Here is a 17,572-nt window from a genome sequence, read left to right as displayed (position 1 = left end):
GGCACGCTCTTCCAAGGTGTGCACGTGCGTGAACAGCTCTTTTTCGAAGTTCAGCAGGAACAGGCGCACACGGGCGCGCTCGACGGGGTCGCCGGGCATCAGCTGTGGGTGGGGAAAGCGCTCGTCGATGTACTCGTTGATGATGTTCGACTCGTACAGGATCAGGTCGCGCTCGACCAGGATAGGCACCTGGCCATAGGGGTTCATCACACTGATGTCTTCGGGCTTGTTGAACAGGTCCACATCACGGATTTCAAAATCCATCCCCTTTTCAAACAGCACAAAGCGGCAGCGGTGGGAGAAAGGGCAGGTCGTTCCCGAATAAAGCACCATCATGGTGAGAGGCTCCTCAAAATCAAAAAAGAGTGGACTGCAGTCAATGCCGCCCACTCTACACAAATCGGCTACCCCAATTCAAGCCCTGCTCACAGGGACTGAACCGGCTGCACGCAAATACGTTTACTTCACGTCTTTCCAGAACGCCGCATTCAGGCGCCAGGTGATGAAGATGAGTCCCAGCAAAAATATCAGCACCCCGACGCCGACGCGCATGCGGGTGTTCTGGCTGGGATCACCCATCCATTGTAGATAGTTCACCAAATCACCCACACTCTTATCGAAATCAGTGGAGCTCATCTTGCCCGGCGTGACCTGCTGCCAGCCGGTGAACACCTGGGTTTTGTGTCCATGCTCCTCTACTTCTTGGTAGACCGGCACGCGCACGCCTTGCAGTTCCCACAGCACATGGGGCATGCCCACCGAGGGGAAGGCCATGTTGTTCCAGCCGGTGGCCTTGGTGTCGTCCTTGTAGAAGCCGCGCAGGAAGGTGTAGAGGTAGTCGGCACCGGTGCCCTGGTGGCTCGCGCGTGAGCGCGCGACCAAGGTCAGATCTGGCGGGTTGGCGCCAAACCACTCCTTGGCCTGCTTCGGATCGATGGCCGCCTTCATCGCCTCACCCACCTTGTCGGTGGTGAACAGCAGGTTGTCCTTGATCTGCTGCTCGGTGAGGCCAATATCCTGCAGACGGTTGTAACGCATGAAGGCGGCCGAGTGGCAGCTGAGGCAGTAGTTCACAAACAGCTTGGCGCCGTTTTGCAAGGAAGTGGTGTTGGTGGTGTCGGGCTTGAACTTGTCCCAGGCCACGCCGCCTTCGGCCGCCTGCACAGCACCGGCCCCTAAAAGCACACCCAGACCCAGGCATGCGGAGAGAATGATTTTTTTCATCGTGGGATGCTTTCTGGTTCAGTGCGCATGGAAGGTGACACGCTCAGGCACCGGCTTGGGTGTGCCTTTGCGGCTCCACCACGGCATCAGCAGAAAAAAGCCAAAGTAGAACAAGGTACCCACCTGGGAGACCTTTTCGCCAATCGGCGATGGCGGCTGCACCCCCAGATAGGCGAGCACCACGAAGTTCACGACAAACACCGCATACACATACTTGTGCCAGTGCGGGCGGTAGCGGATGGAGCGCACCGGGCTGTGGTCCAGCCAAGGCAGGAAGAACAGGATGATCACTGCCAGGCCCATCACCACCACCCCCCAGAACTTGGCGTCAATACCGCCCAGCGCTGCAATACCGGTGAAGGCAAAGGCACCAAACAGCGCCAGCACCACCAGCGCCACCAGCACCAGCAAGCCCTTGAGGATGGCGGCCATGCGGGTCTTGATGCAAACATAGGCCACGGCTGCGACCAGGATCACCGACAAAGCGACCATCATCTCACTGGTGATGGCACGCAGCATCGAATAGAACGGCGTGAAATACCAGACAGGGGCGATATGGTTGGGCGTCTTGAGCGGGTCGGCCGGGATGAAGTTGTTGTATTCGAGGAAGTAGCCACCCATCTCCGGCGCAAAGAACACGATGGCCGAGAAGATGAACAGGAACACCGCCACACCAAACAGGTCATGCACCGTGTAGTACGGGTGGAAAGGCACGCCATCGAGCGGCCGGCCCTGCGCATCCTTGGGCGCATTCGGGCCCTTGATCTCGATGCCATCGGGGTTGTTGGAGCCCACATCATGCAAGGCCAACAAATGCGCAGCAACCAGGCCCAGCAGCACCAGCGGCACGGCAATCACATGGAAGCTGAAGAAACGGTTCAGGGTTGCATCGCCCACCACATAGTCGCCCCGGATCAGCAGCGCCAGGTCCGGGCCGATAAAGGGAATGGCCGAGAACAGGTTGACGATCACCTGCGCGCCCCAGTACGACATCTGGCCCCAGGGCAGCAGGTAGCCCATGAAGGCCTCGGCCATCAGGCACAGGAAGATCGCGCAGCCAAAGACCCAGACCAGCTCACGCGGCTTGCGGTAGCTGCCATACAGGAGGCCGCGGAACATATGCAGGTAGACCACGACAAAGAAGGCCGAGGCGCCGGTGGAATGCATGGTCCGGATCAGCCAGCCCCAGGGCACATCGCGCATGATGTACTCGACCGAGGCGAAGGCTTTTTCGGCATCGGGCTTGTAGTGCATCACCAAGAAGATGCCCGTGACGATCTGGATCACCAGCACCAAAAGCGCCAGCGAGCCAAAGATGTACCAGAAGTTGAAGTTCTTCGGTGCGTAGTACTCCGACATATGGACCCGGTAGGCCTCAAATGCCGTGGGAAAGCGGTTCTCCAGCCAGTTGCCGGCCTTGGCGCCCAAGGTGGCGTTCGGCGATATCTCCTTGAATTCGTGTGCCATGGCGCTTCCTTATGCTTTTTTATCTTCGCCAATCAGCAGCTTGGTATCGCTCAGATACTGGTGCGCTGGCACTTCGAGGTTGTCGGGCGCGGGCTTGTTCTTGAACACGCGCCCGGCCAGGTCAAAGGTCGAGCCGTGGCAGGGGCAGAGAAAGCCGCCCTTCCAGTCATCGGGCAGCGAAGGCTGGGGGCCGGGCTGGAGCTTGTCGGTGGGCGAGCAGCCCAGGTGGGTGCAGATGCCGATCACCACCAACACCTCGGGCTTGATGGAGCGGGTTTCGTTCTTGGCGTAGTCCGGAGTCGGGTAGGCCGTGCGCTCCGATTTGGGATCGGCCAACTGGCCATCGAGCTGGGGCAGCTCGGCAATCTGCTCGGGCGTGCGGCGCAGGATCCAGATCGGCTTGCCGCGCCATTCGGCGGTGATTTTCTCGCCGGGCTTGAGCTCCGAGATATCCACTTCAACGGCAGCGCCGGCGGCCTTAGCCTTTTCTGACGGCTGGAAGGAGCTGACAAAGGGGACCGCAGTGGCGACTCCTCCGACAGCACCTGCGCATCCCGACGCTATCAGCCACGTCCTTTTACTGGAGTCGATGGAAGAATCACTCATGGGGCTCCTTGGTCAACGCTTATATCTCGGTTTTTGCGGATTGTATGAAGTGTCTTGCCCATCATGCAATGCGCCGAAACCCTTGAAGCTGAGCGATACTAGGCGTCATGTTTATTTGACAGGAGCAGCGCATGAGCTTCATGAAGGAATTCCGCGAGTTTGCGGTCAAGGGCAATGTGATGGATCTGGCCGTTGGTGTGATCATCGGCGCCGCTTTTGGCAAGATCGTCGATTCGGTCGTCAATGACCTGATCATGCCCATCGTCGGTTTGGTCTTTGGCAAGCTGGACTTCTCCAATCTCTTCGTGGTGCTGGGAACCATTCCCGATGGCGTGCCGCGCACACTCGACGCGCTGAAAAAAGCGGGCATCCCGGTGTTTGCTTATGGCAACTTCATCACCGTCGCGGTGAACTTCGCGATTCTGGCTTTCATTATTTTCATGATGGTCAAACAGATCAACCGCCTCAAGCGCGACACGCCCCCTCCAGCGCCCGCTGCCACCCCGGAAGACGTGGTGCTGCTGCGTGAAATCCGCGACAGCCTGCAGCAAAAGCGTTGATTTTTTGCAACAAAGAAGCAGAAATTCTGCTTCTTTTGCACCGCTACCCGGCAGCCTCTCGAGGCTGCTTTTTTATGCCTGCGCTTGCCCCGCTGCCAAACGGCGCGCCATCTGCACCGCCGCGATCAGGCTGGCCGCATCGGCCAGGCCCTGGCCGGCAATATCAAAGGCGGTGCCGTGGTCCGGGCTGGTGCGCACCAGCGGCAGGCCCAGGGTCACGTTGACGCCCTCGTCCAGCCCCAGGTACTTCACGGGGATCAGGCCCTGGTCGTGGTACATGGCGACCACCACATCAAAGGCGCCCGGGTGCCCGGCGCTGTGGCGGGCCCGCATGAACACGGTATCGGGCGGCTCCGGCCCGATCACCTGCATGCCCAGCGCCTGGGCAGCGGCCACCGCAGGCGCAATGTGCTCGAGCTCCTCGCGGCCCATCAACCCGGCCTCCCCGGCATGGGGGTTGAGCCCTGCCACCGCAATCCGGGGTGGCCGCCCCAGAGCACGCAGCAAGGCCTCGTGCGTGATGCGGATGGTCTCCAGCACCTGCGCCTGGGTCACCGCCTCAATGGCATCGCGCAGCGATACATGGATGCTCACCAGCACGGTGCGCAACGCCTCATTGGCCAGCATCATGCGCACGGGCATCTGTGCCAGTGGCAGCCCGGCATGCTCGGCCGCTTCAGCCTGCAGCAATTCGGTATGGCCGGGGAAGGCCAGCCCTGCCAGGTGCAGCGCCTCCTTGTTCAGTGGCGCCGTCACCAGCCCGGCAATCCGGCCTCGCAAGGCCTGGCGCGCAGCCCAGCGCACGCATTCGGCAGCAGCACGCCCGGCCTCGGCCTGCACCTGGCCAAAGGGCAATGGCCCGGGCAAGCCCGGCAGCGATAGCACCGGGATGCAGCGCGGCGGCACCTGCAAAGCCTCTTGCGGTTCAACAATCTCGGCCACCGGCAGCGCGCAGCGGCCTGGGCCCTGCAACAGCTGCGCTGCGCGGCGCATGGTCTGCAGCTCGCCCACGACAAAGCAGCCCTGCATTTGCGCAGGCGCATCGCGAAAGGCCTTGGCCACGATTTCCGGGCCAATGCCGGCAGGGTCGCCCTGGGTGATGGCGAGCAAGGGAGCGGAGTGCACAGGCAGGTCCTCTGGAGAACGCCTCAGGCGGGGTTGTCGATATCGATAAAGCGGTGCGCCACACCCAGTTGCTGGGCCACGGCGGCCGCAGCGGCGGGTGCGCCATAGCGCTCGGTGGCATGGTGGCCGGCTGCAAAAAAGCTCACGCCGGTCTCGCGCGCCAGGTGGGCCTGGGGTTCGGATATTTCACCGGTCAAAAAGCCATCAGCGCCGGCCGCCATCGCGGCCTCGAAGAAACCTTGTGCGCCCCCAGTGCACCAGGCCATGCGGCGGATGGGGCGCGGCGTGTCGCCCGTCACCAGGGTGACGGAGCGGCCCAGGGTCTGTTGGATGTGTGCAGCGACTTGCGCCGGCGCCGCCGCATCGAGGCTGCCGATAAAGCCCAGCTCCTGATCGCCAAAGCGGGCATCGGCCTGCCAGCCCAGCAGCGCACCCAGTTGGGCGTTATTGCCCAGCTCCGGGTGTGCATCCAGCGGCAGGTGGTAGGCGAACAAATTGATGTCGTGCTTGATCAGCAGCTCGATGCGCTGCTTCATCCAGCCGGTGATGCGGCCGTCGTAGCCGCGCCAGAACAGCCCATGGTGCACAAAGATGGCATCGGCCTGCTCGGCAATGGCCGCCTCGATCAGCGCCCGCGATGCCGTCACCCCACTGACCAGCTTGCGGATCTCCGCCTTGCCCTCCACCTGCAAACCATTGGGGCCGTAGTCTTTGAAGCGGGTGGGCTGCAGCAGCGCATCAAAGGCCTGCAGCATGTCTTGGCGGGTCGTAGTCATGCCCGATTGTCTCAGACCTGTGCGGCGCGCCACCCCAGAATCAAAAAACCCGCTGATGCCAGGCATGCAGCGAGTTGCGGGGCCATCAGTCTGATGCCGATTTACTTCTTGGCAACCCAGCCCTTGACGGCGAGCGGCCAAAAGCCCATCGCGACGCCGAGCACGCCCATCGCGGCCACGTAGTGCGCAGGCGCCATCACATCGGCCTGTTGCCAGACGGACACCAGCATCGGCGTCAAACCACCGAACACCGCATAGGCCATGTTGTAGGAGAAGGACAGGCCCGTGAAGCGCACTTCAGGCGGGAAGGCGCGCACACCGACGACGGGCAGCAGCGAGATCGCACCAACAAAGAAGCCCACCAGCGCATAGGTCCAGACCAGCGAGATCTCGGTGCCTGGCAGGTTCAGATAGAACAGATAAGCGGTCACGGCCATACCGCCCCAGCCCAGCACCATGGCGGCACGCGTGCCCCATTGGTCGGACAGCCAGCCCCAGAACACGCAGCCGATGGTCAAGGTCACGGTCGCCACCGCATTGGCCTTGAGGGCCACCGCAGGCGCGATATGGAACACCTTTTGCAGGTAGGACGGCGTGAACAGAATCACCACGACGACGGCGGTGGACAGGATCCAGGTCATCAGTGCCACGACCACGCTGGCTTCGCGGTGGTCGCGCAGGATGGTCTTGAGCGGCAGTTCGCGGTCGACCTGCTTGCGGGCCTGCATCTCCTGGAAGATGGGGGTCTCATGCAGGAACTTGCGCAGGTACACCGACACCAGGCCAAACACGCCGCCCAGAATGAAGGGAATGCGCCAGGCCCAGTCGTGGATCTCGGCCGCGCTGTAGACGCTGTTGAGCCAGACGCCAATGATCGAGCCCAGGAAAATACCGCCGGTAATACCCGAGGTCAGCGAGCCAATGGCAAAGCCGTAGCGCTTGGCAGGTGCGTGTTCCGCGACAAACACCCAGGCGCCGGGCATTTCGCCGCCAATCGCTGCGCCCTGCAGCACGCGCATGGCCAGCAGCAAGATGGGAGCGGCCAGACCGATGGTCTCATAGGTGGGCAGCAGGCCGATCACCAAGGTGGGCACCGCCATCAGAAACACCGACAGGGTGAACATCTGCTTGCGGCCCAAGATATCGCCAAAGTGGGCAATCAGGATGCCGCCAATGGGGCGTGCCAAGTAGCCGGCCGCAAAGATGCCCAGCGTCTGCAGCTGGCGCATCCAGTCGGGCATCGACGCCGGGAAGAACAGCGAGCCCAGTACATTGGCAAAAAATACAAACACCACAAAGTCATAAAACTCCAGGGTGCCGCCCAAGGCCGACAGGCCCAGGGTCTTGTAATCGTTCCGGTTCAAAGGCCGGTTGGCAGGCGAGGCGGCTTGGGCCCCACCTTGGTCAGCAGTCAGCGAAGTCATGTGTCCTCTACATTCCAGAGCAGGACAGCGCAAAGCGCAGCGCGTTATGGGCGCATATCAAGGGGTTCGGCGAGACCCGGGATGGCGGGAGTCAGGGCCAGCGAGAGGAGAGATGGACCCGTTCGCAGGGAACCACGATGAGCAAAAGAGCGCAGTCAAAAGGTTGGGGAACCATTCTAGGTACTTACCCTTTGGGCTCTGCCGGTGTCACGAAAAGTATCGCCCGCCACTGGGGCATGCCACCACAGCCGGCGGCGATGTTCAGCCTGATATTGTTCCGCAAGCAACTTATTTTGGAGGACTTCGCAGAAAATCGAACAGATTGGTACCGTTTCGAGAACGATGTCACCCCCATGACATCGCAAAAGACGATGGAATACATCGCAGATGACAGCGTTATGCACCAGAATGCGCAGAGCCCTCTGGCCCGAATCGAGCGCGAACCCATGCATGGTCTGCACAGCAGCTAGCGCCTTGGCAGAGCCTTGCCACCAAGCCCGGTGCCATAATCAATGGCAATGTTCTGCGCCGCTCAGGGCTGTTAGCCAGACGCGGCCACCCCACACCCAACCCCAGGTTTTATGAAACGCCTCTGGCTCCTTTTCGCGCAATCGGTCACTGTCTTGCTGGCCCTGTACTTTATCGTCGCCACCTTGCAGCCCGGCTGGCTGCAGCGCAACAATGCCGTACGCAGCAATGCCGGCATTGCGTTGATCGAGGCGCCGCAAAGCGAGGCCAACCGCGCCAGTGTGGCCACCAGCAGCTTCAGCCCTGCGGCCAAAAAGGCCTCGCCGGCGGTGGTCAGCATCAATACCAGCACGGCCGTGCGCCATCCGCGCGCCAATGATCCCTGGTTCCAGTTCTTCTTTGGCGACCAGGGCGTGCAAAACCAGGCGGGCCTGGGCAGCGGCGTGATCGTCAGCCCCGACGGCTATGTGCTCACCAACAACCATGTGGTGGAAGCGGCCGACGACATCGAGGTGACCCTGACCGATGGCCGCAAAGCCAAGGGCACGGTCATTGGCACCGATCCGGAAACCGACCTGGCCATCCTCAAGATCAGCCTGGACAAGCTGCCCGTCATCGTGCTGGGCAACTCCGACTCGGCCGAGGTGGGTGACCAGGTGCTGGCCATTGGCAACCCCTTTGGCGTGGGACAGACGGTCACCAGCGGCATCATCAGCGCGCTGGGCCGCAGCGAGCTGGGCATCAACACCTTCGAGAACTTCATCCAGACCGACGCGGCCATCAATCCCGGCAACTCGGGCGGTGCGCTGGTCGATGTCAACGGCAACCTGGTGGGCATCAACACGGCCATCTATTCGCGCTCGGGCGGCAGCATGGGCATTGGCTTTGCGATCCCCGTGGCCCTGGCCAAGAATGTGCTCGACAGCATTGTGCGCGACGGCAAGGTGACGCGTGGCTGGATCGGCGTCGAGCCCAATGACCTGACGCCCGAGTTGGCCGAAACCTTTGGCGTCAAGGCCGACAGTGGTGTGATCATCACCGGCGTGCTGCAAAGCGGGCCAGCTGCCAATGCCGGCATCCGCCCGGGCGATGTGATCACCCAGATCGGCGACATGCAGGTGCACCATGTGCAAAGCCTGCTGACTGCCGTGGCGGCTCTCGTACCCGGCACCACGTCCGAAGTGCAGCTGCGCCGGGGCGACCAGAGCCTGACCCTGCCGATCACCCCCGGCACCCGCCCGGTCAACAACCGCGCGATGCCCCAAGGCCGGCGTTAAACCCTGGGGGCGAGCGGCGTTGGCAGCGCCCTCGCCTTTGCGCGTGAATCAAAGGGATGTGGATCGGTGCCGTCGAGCCTGATCCCTGCAACTACACCGCACCAGCCCCACCCCAGGTGCTGGCCCTGCCCCACCAACAGCAAAGCCCCGGCTGACCTCAGGTCAGCACGGGGCTTTGGCGTATCTGGTGGGCAGGTAGCCGGTCAGGCCGCTGCGTCCGTGTCCGCTTCTTCTTCCTTCTTGGGCTGGTTGCGCGAGAACCAGGTAGCGCCCAGGATACCGACCTCATACAGAATGCACATGGGCACGGCCAGCGAAATCTGCGAGAGCACATCGGGAGGGGTCACCACCGCCGCGATGACAAAGGACAGCACAATGAAGTAACCCCGGAACGACTTGAGCTTGGCGATCTCGACGATGCCCAGCCGCACCAGCAGGATCACCACAATGGGGACCTGGAAGGCCAGGCCAAAGGCCAGGTAGAGCGACAAAATGGCTTCGACATAGGAGGCAATATCGGGCGTGGCCGCCACGCTCGACGGCGTGAAATGCTGGATAAAGCCAAACATGCGATCGAGCACAAACAGCTGCACAAAGGCAATGCCGGCATAGGCCAGCAAGCTGCCAAAGAAGATCAACGGCAGCGCAAACTTGCGCTCATGCATGTAGAGGCCCGGGGCCACAAAGGCCCAGAGCTGGTACATGATCCAGGGCAAGGCCAGCAAAATGGCCGCCATACCCAGCACCTTCAGCGGCACGATGAAAGGCGAGAACACGCCCACGGCAATCAGCTTGGCATCGGGCGGCATGTGCATCTTGATCGGATGCGCGATGAAGTTCATCAGCCCATCGGGGCCAGGCCAGAAGGCCAACAAAGCCAGGGCCACGAGCACGCCACCAATGCTGTAGAGCAGCCTATCGCGCAGTTCCATCAGGTGCTGCACAAAGGGCTGCTCGGTGCCGGCCAGCTCGTCTTCTTTAGAAGGGATTTCGGACATGGGGATATCTGTTGCGGATCAAGGCCTCACGGGAGCGCAGCGCGTTAGCGCAGGCTGCAGCGCCCCGGGCCGATGGAAGTACCAGTGAGAAAACATGCCAACGCGCGGCTCTGGGAGCGGGCTGCGTTGCGGGCGCCATCACAGGCCAGACGATGGCTTCTTGGGCCGAAAACGTGCCACGCGCGCTGCACCCGATTGCACATGGGTGCGCACACCCGCCTGGTGCTTGTACCACTGGGGTGTGGCGCCACGCCTCACGCGCCAGTTCTTGCGAGGGTGGTGGTAGACCGGAGCCACCGCCGATGCCGAGCCGCCGTCATAGCTCTCGGCATAGGGATCGGCGGTGTAGAAGCTGTCGTCGCTGCCCGATGAAGCCGTTCCATTGGCCTGGTCGTTGAGGTTTTTCTCGAAGTCTGCGGAGTTGGTGCGGATGGTGCTTTCCACATCACGCGCGGCCGACTCGACGTTCTCCTTCATCTTGCGCAGCTCGTCGAGCTCCATCGATCGGTTGACCTCGGACTTGACGTCGTTGACATAGCGCTGCGCCTTGCCCAGCAATGTGCCTACCGTGCGCGCAACGCGCGGCAGTTTTTCAGGGCCAATGACGATCAGTGCCACCGCACCGATCAAGGCCATCTTGGAGATACCGAGATCAAACATTCCAACCCCATCGAATGCACACAAGCGGTTGCTGCGGCTTGCCCGCAGCCCCTGTCATGCGCACATCAGCCCTTGTTCTTGGCTTCGACGTCGATGGTGGTGTTCTTGTCAGCCGCAGGCGACTGACCCACTTGCTGTGCCGTGGTCGTCGTGGATGCAGCGGGCGAGGCGGATTCGCCGCCGTCCTTGATGCCATCCTTGAAGCCCTTGACGGCACCACCCAGATCGGTGCCGATGTTCTTGAGCTTCTTGGTACCAAATACCAGCACCACGATGAGCAGAACAATCAGCCAATGCCAAACAGAAAAGGAACCCATGAAATTCTCCTAGCGAATATGCGCATTTTAGACGCCTTGGGCATCTACCGGTTTCGTAATACTGTCACGCGGCCAGGGCTTCAGCCCGTGGCCTGCGCAGGGCTCAGCCCTTTTTCCAGGGCCGGGGGCCGCCCAGCAGGTGGATGTGCAGATGGTGCACCTCCTGGCCGCCCTCTTCGCCGGTGTTGACCGTCAGCCGGAAACCCCCTTGCGGATAGGGATGGCAGCCGTTATCCAGCGCCAGTTGCGGCGCCTTGATGAGCATGCGGCCCAGCAACGGAGCCTGTTCGGCGCCGACCTGTGCCATCGAGGCAATATGCAGCTTGGGCACCATCAGCAGATGCACGGGCGCGGCTGGGTGGATGTCCTTGAACACCAGCATATCCTCGTCTTCATAGACCTTGCTCGACGGGATCTGGCCGGCAATGATTTTGCAAAAAAGGCAATCAGGATCGTGCATAAACTTCTTATCTCTCAAAACAAGGGTGCCGCCGTCGCTGGCAACCCGCAGTAACCGGCACAAGCAGCAACTGTGCCAACAGGCAGTAGATTACACCTTGAAACCAGATCGCACACCAACATCCGCCCGGTGCTTGGTGAGCCAGTTCTCGCCGGAGACACGGCCCCGCTCGCACAGCTCGCGCACAAAAGGCGCATCCGAGCGGTTCTTGCTCGATGCGCCATAGCTCTTGAGCACGGCACCTCCATCGACATGGTGCATCAGCATGTACTTGTAGCGCTCCCGGTCCAGCTTGCCTTCATCGAGCAGGCGGCGCACAAAGCCCATGGCGCGCAGCTCGGCCAGCAAGCTGGCGTTGAAGGTGATCTCGTTGATGCGGTCCATGATCTCCTGGGCATTGGTCGGCACCTCGTTGTATTCAATGGGGTTGAGCTGCACCAGCAGCACATCGCTGTTGCCCGTCTGGTAGATCAGCGGGTAGAGCAAGGGGTTGCCGGAGTAGCCGCCATCCCAGTAGTACTGGTCCTTGATCTCGACGGCCTTGTACATCATCGGCAGGCAGGCTGAGGCCATCACCGCGTCGGCCGTCAGCCGCTTGCCGCTGAAGACTTCCCCCTTGCCGGTGCGCACATTGGTGGCGCAGACAAATACCCGGGGCGCATTGCGGCCCTGCTCATGCTGGAGAAAGTCAAAGTCCACCACCTTTTCCAGCAGGCGGCGCAAGGGGTTGATGTCGAGCGGGTTGGTCTGGTAGGGCGAGAGCCACTGGCTCATCATGTCCCAGATGGCCTTGCCGGCCATCGGCACACCCGCCATCAGGCTGCCCATCGTGCCCACCCCTTCCCAGAACTGCTTGAGGCTCTCGCGGGCCGATTCGCAGCCCGCATCATGGGCTTTGCGCTTGTCGGTTTCGGTGGCTGCTGCCTTGCCGTAGCCATAGGCCATCACCACGGCGTTCATCGCCCCGGCGCTGGTGCCGCTCACACCTTCTATCCACAGGCTGCGGTCAGCCAGCAAGGCATCGAGCACGCCCCAGGTAAAGGCGCCATGCGAGCCCCCGCCCTGCAAGGCCAGGCTGATGGGCGGCGTGTTCTCGTCCACCCCCTTGGAGCGGGGCACCCGCTTGGGCGCTTCAGCCTCAGCGGGGGCTGCTGGCTCCGGCGTCTCGGGTGCTGGTGTGTGGCTAGCCATTGATGGCCTGGTCTTTGTTCATCGCCACCATGCCGCGCACGATGCGATAGAGGAACCAGACGGAAATGAGGGTCCAGGCGATCCAGCCCGGAACGACGAAGAGGAACCACAGCGGCGCGGTGATGACATACAGCACGCCGGCCCAGACCACGCTGCGAATGCGCCAGGAAAAATGGCTTTGCTGCCAGGTACCCTGCGCATCGCTGCGCTTGACCAGGTCAATCACCAGCGCAATCAACAGCAGCACGATGCTGGCCTGGGCGGTGGGCACCACCGCTGCCACGGCCACAATCAGGTGCAGCAGGTAGCTCACCCAACCCCAGGTCTTGAGGCTTTCCATCGCAGCCGAATCAACGGTCTTCACGTCAACGACGTCGTTCATGCGGAACTCCCTTCTTCAGCTTCACGGTCTATCACCTTGCGCATCGCTTTTTCTTCGAGGCCACTCAAGCCCTCGCGGCGCGCCAGCTCGTTCACCACATCGGCGGGGCTCAGGCCATAGTGGGCCAGCGCCACCATCGTATGAAACCACAGATCGGCCACTTCGTACACCAGCTTGGAGGCTGGCGCGCCATGGTCCACATCCTTGGCCGCCATCACCACTTCGGTCGCCTCTTCCCCCACCTTCTTCAAAAAGGCATCCGGGCCCTTGTGCAGCAAGCGTGCCACATAGCTGGTCTCAGGATCGCCGCCATTGGCGGGTTTGCGCGACTCCAGCACCTCGGCCAGACGCAGCAAGGCATCGGTGGAGGACAGGGCAGCGGAAGCAGAGGTATCAGTCATAACGAAAATATAGCGAAGCAGCCACCCAGGGCTGCCAAAGAAGACAGTGCCGGGACAGGGATTATTTGTAGATCGATTCCGGGTCTTTCAAGACCGGATCGACCGCTTGCCACTGGCCATCCCGCAACACACTGTAAAAACAGCTATGGCGACCGGTGTGGCAGGCGATGCCCGGCTCATGCCCGGTCTGGGTCACGCTCAGCAGCACCACATCGTTGTCGCAGTCGATGCGGATCTCATGCACGGTCTGCACATGGCCGGACTCCTCGCCCTTGAACCACAGCTTGCCACGCGAGCGGCTGAAGTACACCGCCCGGCCCAGCTCGGCCGTATGGGCCAGCGCTTCGCGGTTCATCCAGGCAAACATCAGCACATCCTTGGAGTGCTGCTCCTGCGCAATGACGGGCACCAGGCCCTGCGCGTCCCATTTCACTTGATCGAGCCAGTTCATGCGGGGAATTGTCTCGCATTCAATGCAGTTGTGCGCAATGCAGGGAGAAAACAGCCGCAAAAGAAAACGGCCCGGTGCATGCCATGCAGCCGGGCCGGAGAGGCTCACGCTCAGAACGCTCAGTCCTGGAGACGACGGCCCTGGCGCTGCGGCAGGGCCTTGCCTGCCAACAGCACCAGCAGCAGCGCCATCAAGGCCAGCGCCCAAGCGGCATTCACGGGCACCCGCTTGACATCGGTGGGCGGCGTGTTGGTAAACAGCGCAGACGACGTGGCCTCGTTGTTTGCTGCCACCGGGTCATACACATCGCTGCTGGCACGGGTTGTGATCGTGATGGCAGCGGTGGAGGCCGGCGTGAACTTGGTGGTACAGGTGATCGACTCGCCCACCGCCAGTGCCGCCACGGGCTGGGTCGGCGTGCAGACCGTGACCGCACCGGCAGGCGCGCCGCTGACGTCACAACGTGCATGGGTCGCCGTGGCCGGGCCTGCGTTGCGGCAGGTCGAGGTCAGCGTGAACTCCACCCCTACCTTGGCATCGAGGGTGGCGGGCATGCTCACCTGCATATCCGCGGCTTGCGTTGGCGTGCTCACCGAGCAGGCAGCGCTGCAGCTGCCTGCTGCACTGCTGCCCACGGTGTTGACCACATTCGGGCTGGTCACCGTGTCGTCCACGCGCACCGTGTATTCAAAGGCCACCGTGCCCGGCGCTTGTGGGCTGCCGCCCGGCACCGTTGCTGGCTGCGTGCAGGTGCTGCCTGCGGCCACGCAACCCGCCGTCCAGCCTTCGCCCGTGCCGACATAGCGGGTACCCGCAGGCACCGTCTCCGTCAGCACCGTCGAGCCGGGCGTGCCACCCGTGTTGCTGACCAGCACCTGGTAGGTGAGCTTGTCGCCGGGCTTGATCACATAGCCCGCTGGCACGGGCGCGTCGTTCACCTTCACCAGCACATTGGTCACCGTCACCGCCGAAGGTGTATTGCCGTTGACGGCCTTGGCGTCGCTGTTGTTGGCGGTGTCGCTTTCGTAGCTTTGCGTTGCTGCCGCCATGCTGGCGCTGATCGCACCTTCTGCCGCAGCAAAGGTCGCCGTACAGCTGAGACTTCCCCCCACCGCCAGGTTGGCGTTGGCATCGCAGATTGCGGCAATGCTTGTGCCACCATTGTTCACGGTCATCACGCAGCTGGCATTGAGGGCCTCCGCCGGTCCATTGTTGGTGCACTGGCCGGAGATAGTCACGCTTTGACCCACCACCACAGCGCCAGACGGGATCGTCGTGATCTGCGCCTGCATGTCCGCCACCGCATTGGCCGTCTCTGCCATGCAACCACCGGCCGCGCAAGCGGCTGGCACATCGCTGGTCACCGTATTGATGATCTTGCCGCTGCTGGTCGCTGGGGCAAGCACTTCCACCGTGAACTGAACAGTTTGCTCACCGGCCACACCTTCTGCGCTTTGTGCGGGCACCGTCACGCTTTGCTCGCAGGTGCTTCCTGCTGCTTCGCAGACCGGTGCTTGGCTCCAACCCTGGCTCTCGTTAGGGGCGATGCCGCCTACAAACTGGGTGCCTTCTGGCACGGTCTCGGTCAGCACGAGGGTGCTGGCAGTACCGCCCGCGTTGGTCACCCGCAGTTGGTAGGTCAGCGTGTCGCCGATCTTGGCTGCGTAGTTGGCGGGCACAGCCGCACCGTTGACTTGCGCCAGGGTCTTGGCGATGTTCAGCTCGGCGGGCGTGTTGACCTTGACGGTCCTCGTCGCCGTGTTGTTGCCCGGTGCGCCATCGTACAAGTCATTGCTGGTGGCCACGCTCACGGCATAGTCACCGGCTGCACTTGGCGTGATCTTGGTGGTGCAGGTGATGCTGTCGCCCGATGCCAGCGTTGCGGCTGGCGTCGTGGGCGCGCAGATGGTTTGTACACCAGCGGGAGCCGTCACCAGGCAAGCCGCGTTCAAGGCCGTTTGCGGGCCATTGTTCTTGCAGATGCTGGTGTAGATCAGCTCCACACCCGTGGTGCTGGTCGTGCCCGGTGTCACCGTCACGGTGGCCTGCATGTCTGCATGCTGCGTGCCGGTCGTCACCTGGCAGCTGCTGCAGCTGCCGACACTGCTGGTAGCCGTGTCAACGATGCTCGCCGTGCTGCCTGGGCCAGCCACGGTGACGGTGTAGGTAACGGTGCTCGTTTGGCCCGCGCCCACTGCCACCGTCTGGCTGCAGGTGCTGGATGCCGCAGCACAACCTGCACTCCAACTCTCACCCGTTCCGGTGTAAGTGGTACCTGCTGGCACGGTCTGGCCCACATCGGTGCTGCCTGCCGTGCCGCCGCTGTTCACCACGGTCACGGTGTAGGTCAGCACATCACCGGGCTTAGCCAGGTAGCCCGCTGGCACGGGGCTGCCGTTCACGGCGGTCAACACATTGGTGGTCACCAAGCTGGCTGCGGTGTTACCCACCGTCGACTTGGTGTCGGTGTTGTTGGCCGTATTACTGTCATAGCTTTGCGTTGCAGCTTGGATGCTTGCGCTGATAGCACCTTCAACAGCGGTGAAGCTGGCAGTACAGCTGATGCTGCCACCCATTACCAAGGTCGCATTTGCACCGCAGGTCACTGCAGTGTTGTTGCCGCCATTGCTCACTGTCATCTCGCAGCTGGCGTTGACCGCATTGGCTGGGCCATTGTTGGTGCACAAACCAGTGATGGTGACGCTTTGACCCACGACCACCGCACTTGGCAAGCTGCTGGTGATCTGCGCTTGCAGATCGGCAACTGCGTTAGCAGTTTCGACCGAGCAAGTACCAGAGGCGCAAGCAGCTGGGATGTCGCTGCTCACGGTATTGGTGATCTTGCCGTTGCTGGTCGCTGGGGCAAGCACTTCCACCGTGAACTCTACGGTCCGCTCACCGGCCACACCTTCGGCGCTCTGCGCTGGCACCGTCACGCTTTGCGTGCAGGTGCTGGCTGCCACGCCGCAAGCTTGTGTTGTCTGGCTCCAGCCTTGAGTTACATCAGGAGCGCTACCACCCACAAACTGGGTACCTTCTGGCACGGTTTCAGTCAGGACCGTAGTGCCAGCGGTACCACCGGTGTTGGTGATCACCATTGCGTAGGTCAGCGTGTCGCCAATCTTGGCGGCGTAGTTGGCGGGCACAGCCGCGCCGTTCACTTGCGCCAGGGTCTTGACGATATGCAGATCTGCAGGGGTGTTGACCTTGACGGTGGTCGTTGCACTGTTGTTGCCAGTAGCTGCGTCGTACAGGGTGTTGCTGGTGGCTATGCTCACGGCATAGTCACCGGCTGCACTTGGTGTGAGCTTGGTAACGCAGGTGATGCTCTCACCCGAAGCCAAGCTCGCCGCTGGCGTCGTGGGTGTACAGGTCGTCACTGCACCAGCTGGAGTGGTCACCGCACAAGATGCATTGATTGCGCTTTGTGGGCCATTGTTCTTGCACACGCTGGTGTAGATCAGTTCCGCGCCAGTCGTGCTGGTCGTGCCTGGCGTCACCGTCACGGTTGCCTGCATATCTGCATGCTGTGTGTCGGTAGTCACCACACAGATCGTGCAGGTACCCACCGAGCTGGTGACGGTGTCCACGATGGTGGCGGTTGTACCTGGGCTAGCCACGGTGACCGTGTACTGCAGCGTGCTGGTCTGGCCTGCACCGACTGCCACGGTTTGTGCGCACTGCGTGCCTGCTGCGGTGCAACCTGCGCCCCAGCCTTGACCCGAACCTGTATAGGTCGTGCCTGCTGGCACGGTCTGGCCGACATCGGTGCTACCTGCCGTGCC

19 protein-coding genes are annotated in these 17,572 nt (G+C 62.1%); 3 read left to right on the top strand and 16 right to left on the bottom strand.

Features of this window, described 5'->3' with window-relative positions; translation table 11 throughout:
* The 4 genes from H928_RS33600 to petA form a co-directional block, all read right to left on the bottom strand.
* Positions 1 to 336, bottom strand: a 336-nt coding sequence (locus tag H928_RS33600) for a glutathione S-transferase N-terminal domain-containing protein (RefSeq protein WP_239645011.1), incomplete at its 3' end; no start/stop codon positions are given.
* Positions 337 to 459: 123 nt separating this feature from the next.
* On the bottom strand, positions 460 to 1,224 hold the full coding sequence (locus H928_RS0118260; protein ID WP_021027799.1) for a cytochrome c1: 765 nt from the start codon (positions 1,222 to 1,224) through the stop codon (positions 460 to 462).
* An 18-nt stretch (positions 1,225 to 1,242) separates the two neighbouring features.
* On the bottom strand, positions 1,243 to 2,691 hold the full coding sequence (locus H928_RS0118255; RefSeq protein ID WP_021027798.1) for a cytochrome bc complex cytochrome b subunit: 1,449 nt from the start codon (positions 2,689 to 2,691) through the stop codon (positions 1,243 to 1,245).
* Positions 2,692 to 2,700: 9 nt separating this feature from the next.
* On the bottom strand, positions 2,701 to 3,297 hold the full coding sequence (gene petA / locus H928_RS0118250) for a ubiquinol-cytochrome c reductase iron-sulfur subunit (RefSeq protein WP_021027797.1): 597 nt from the start codon (positions 3,295 to 3,297) through the stop codon (positions 2,701 to 2,703).
* 131 nt (positions 3,298 to 3,428) lie between these two features.
* On the opposite strand from petA, the gene mscL reads away from it, so the two are divergent.
* The gene (gene mscL / locus H928_RS0118245; protein WP_021027796.1) at positions 3,429 to 3,857 is read left to right on the top strand and encodes a large conductance mechanosensitive channel protein MscL; all 429 of its coding nucleotides are present in this window, start codon (positions 3,429 to 3,431) and stop codon (positions 3,855 to 3,857) included.
* A 72-nt stretch (positions 3,858 to 3,929) separates the two neighbouring features.
* Here the strand turns inward: mscL and pdxA are convergent, their stop codons facing one another.
* The 3 genes from pdxA to H928_RS0118230 form a co-directional block, all read right to left on the bottom strand.
* On the bottom strand, positions 3,930 to 4,982 hold the full coding sequence (gene pdxA, locus H928_RS0118240; RefSeq protein ID WP_027011096.1) for a 4-hydroxythreonine-4-phosphate dehydrogenase PdxA: 1,053 nt from the start codon (positions 4,980 to 4,982) through the stop codon (positions 3,930 to 3,932).
* Between the two features lie 23 nt (positions 4,983 to 5,005).
* Positions 5,006 to 5,758, bottom strand: a complete 753-nt coding sequence (locus H928_RS0118235; protein ID WP_021027794.1) for a Nif3-like dinuclear metal center hexameric protein — start codon at positions 5,756 to 5,758, stop codon at positions 5,006 to 5,008.
* A 101-nt stretch (positions 5,759 to 5,859) separates the two neighbouring features.
* Positions 5,860 to 7,182 carry an MFS transporter gene (locus H928_RS0118230; protein WP_021027793.1) on the bottom strand — a complete coding sequence of 441 codons (1,323 nt, stop codon included), beginning with the start codon at positions 7,180 to 7,182 and terminating at the stop codon, positions 5,860 to 5,862.
* Positions 7,183 to 7,319: 137 nt separating this feature from the next.
* Between H928_RS0118230 and H928_RS31715 the strand changes: the two genes are divergently transcribed.
* Both H928_RS31715 and H928_RS0118220 read left to right on the top strand, forming a co-directional pair.
* Positions 7,320 to 7,652 carry a hypothetical protein gene (locus tag H928_RS31715; protein ID WP_148293218.1) on the top strand — a complete coding sequence of 111 codons (333 nt, stop codon included), beginning with the start codon at positions 7,320 to 7,322 and terminating at the stop codon, positions 7,650 to 7,652.
* Positions 7,653 to 7,763: 111 nt separating this feature from the next.
* The gene (locus tag H928_RS0118220; RefSeq protein WP_021027791.1) at positions 7,764 to 8,927 is read left to right on the top strand and encodes a trypsin-like peptidase domain-containing protein; all 1,164 of its coding nucleotides are present in this window, start codon (positions 7,764 to 7,766) and stop codon (positions 8,925 to 8,927) included.
* 203 nt (positions 8,928 to 9,130) lie between these two features.
* Here the strand turns inward: H928_RS0118220 and tatC are convergent, their stop codons facing one another.
* The 9 genes from tatC to H928_RS0118170 all read right to left on the bottom strand — a co-directional run.
* Entirely contained in the window at positions 9,131 to 9,925 is a 795-nt protein-coding gene (tatC, locus tag H928_RS0118210) for a twin-arginine translocase subunit TatC (RefSeq protein WP_021027789.1), read from the bottom strand.
* Between the two features lie 138 nt (positions 9,926 to 10,063).
* A complete protein-coding gene (tatB, locus tag H928_RS0118205; protein WP_021027788.1) occupies positions 10,064 to 10,585 on the bottom strand; it encodes a Sec-independent protein translocase protein TatB in 522 nt (173 codons plus the stop codon).
* Positions 10,586 to 10,650: 65 nt separating this feature from the next.
* The gene (gene tatA, locus H928_RS0118200) at positions 10,651 to 10,902 is read right to left on the bottom strand and encodes a Sec-independent protein translocase subunit TatA (protein WP_021027787.1); all 252 of its coding nucleotides are present in this window, start codon (positions 10,900 to 10,902) and stop codon (positions 10,651 to 10,653) included.
* Positions 10,903 to 11,005: 103 nt separating this feature from the next.
* Entirely contained in the window at positions 11,006 to 11,362 is a 357-nt protein-coding gene (locus H928_RS0118195) for a histidine triad nucleotide-binding protein (protein ID WP_021027786.1), read from the bottom strand.
* Positions 11,363 to 11,452: 90 nt separating this feature from the next.
* Positions 11,453 to 12,553 carry a patatin-like phospholipase family protein gene (locus H928_RS0118190; RefSeq protein ID WP_084635872.1) on the bottom strand — a complete coding sequence of 367 codons (1,101 nt, stop codon included), beginning with the start codon at positions 12,551 to 12,553 and terminating at the stop codon, positions 11,453 to 11,455.
* Positions 12,546 to 12,935 carry a membrane protein gene (locus tag H928_RS0118185; RefSeq protein ID WP_021027784.1) on the bottom strand — a complete coding sequence of 130 codons (390 nt, stop codon included), beginning with the start codon at positions 12,933 to 12,935 and terminating at the stop codon, positions 12,546 to 12,548. Before H928_RS0118185 ends, H928_RS0118190 begins: the two co-directional genes overlap by 8 nt.
* Positions 12,932 to 13,336, bottom strand: a complete 405-nt coding sequence (locus tag H928_RS0118180) for a phosphoribosyl-ATP diphosphatase (RefSeq protein ID WP_021027783.1) — start codon at positions 13,334 to 13,336, stop codon at positions 12,932 to 12,934. Before H928_RS0118180 ends, H928_RS0118185 begins: the two co-directional genes overlap by 4 nt.
* Positions 13,337 to 13,397: 61 nt before the next feature.
* Complete coding sequence (gene hisI / locus H928_RS0118175; protein ID WP_192816996.1) at positions 13,398 to 13,796, bottom strand: phosphoribosyl-AMP cyclohydrolase; 399 nt, start codon at positions 13,794 to 13,796, stop codon at positions 13,398 to 13,400.
* 110 nt (positions 13,797 to 13,906) lie between these two features.
* A partial coding sequence (locus H928_RS0118170) for a DUF11 domain-containing protein (protein WP_021027781.1) occupies positions 13,907 to 17,572 on the bottom strand: 3,666 nt, incomplete at its 5' end.

Source organism: Comamonas sp. B-9 (assembly GCF_000410635.1).
In the GTDB taxonomy this organism is placed as follows: domain Bacteria; phylum Pseudomonadota; class Gammaproteobacteria; order Burkholderiales; family Burkholderiaceae_C; genus Comamonas.
Note: the sequence above shows the minus strand (reverse complement) of the source record. Positions and strands in the feature narration are given on the sequence as shown.

Coding starts and splice junctions, on each gene's coding strand:
- H928_RS31715 (WP_148293218.1), top strand. CDS start 7,320: ATGAGCAAAAGAGCGCAGTCAAAAGGTTGGGGAACCATTCTAGGTACT.
- H928_RS0118195 (WP_021027786.1), bottom strand. CDS start 11,362: ATGCACGATCCTGATTGCCTTTTTTGCAAAATCATTGCCGGCCAGATC.
- H928_RS0118185 (WP_021027784.1), bottom strand. CDS start 12,935: ATGAACGACGTCGTTGACGTGAAGACCGTTGATTCGGCTGCGATGGAA.
- H928_RS0118235 (WP_021027794.1), bottom strand. CDS start 5,758: ATGACTACGACCCGCCAAGACATGCTGCAGGCCTTTGATGCGCTGCTG.
- H928_RS0118190 (WP_084635872.1), bottom strand. CDS start 12,553: ATGGCTAGCCACACACCAGCACCCGAGACGCCGGAGCCAGCAGCCCCC.
- mscL (WP_021027796.1), top strand. CDS start 3,429: ATGAGCTTCATGAAGGAATTCCGCGAGTTTGCGGTCAAGGGCAATGTG.
- H928_RS0118260 (WP_021027799.1), bottom strand. CDS start 1,224: ATGAAAAAAATCATTCTCTCCGCATGCCTGGGTCTGGGTGTGCTTTTA.
- H928_RS0118220 (WP_021027791.1), top strand. CDS start 7,764: ATGAAACGCCTCTGGCTCCTTTTCGCGCAATCGGTCACTGTCTTGCTG.
- tatB (WP_021027788.1), bottom strand. CDS start 10,585: ATGTTTGATCTCGGTATCTCCAAGATGGCCTTGATCGGTGCGGTGGCA.
- H928_RS0118255 (WP_021027798.1), bottom strand. CDS start 2,691: ATGGCACACGAATTCAAGGAGATATCGCCGAACGCCACCTTGGGCGCC.
- H928_RS0118230 (WP_021027793.1), bottom strand. CDS start 7,182: ATGACTTCGCTGACTGCTGACCAAGGTGGGGCCCAAGCCGCCTCGCCT.
- petA (WP_021027797.1), bottom strand. CDS start 3,297: ATGAGTGATTCTTCCATCGACTCCAGTAAAAGGACGTGGCTGATAGCG.
- tatC (WP_021027789.1), bottom strand. CDS start 9,925: ATGTCCGAAATCCCTTCTAAAGAAGACGAGCTGGCCGGCACCGAGCAG.
- tatA (WP_021027787.1), bottom strand. CDS start 10,902: ATGGGTTCCTTTTCTGTTTGGCATTGGCTGATTGTTCTGCTCATCGTG.
- H928_RS0118180 (WP_021027783.1), bottom strand. CDS start 13,336: ATGACTGATACCTCTGCTTCCGCTGCCCTGTCCTCCACCGATGCCTTG.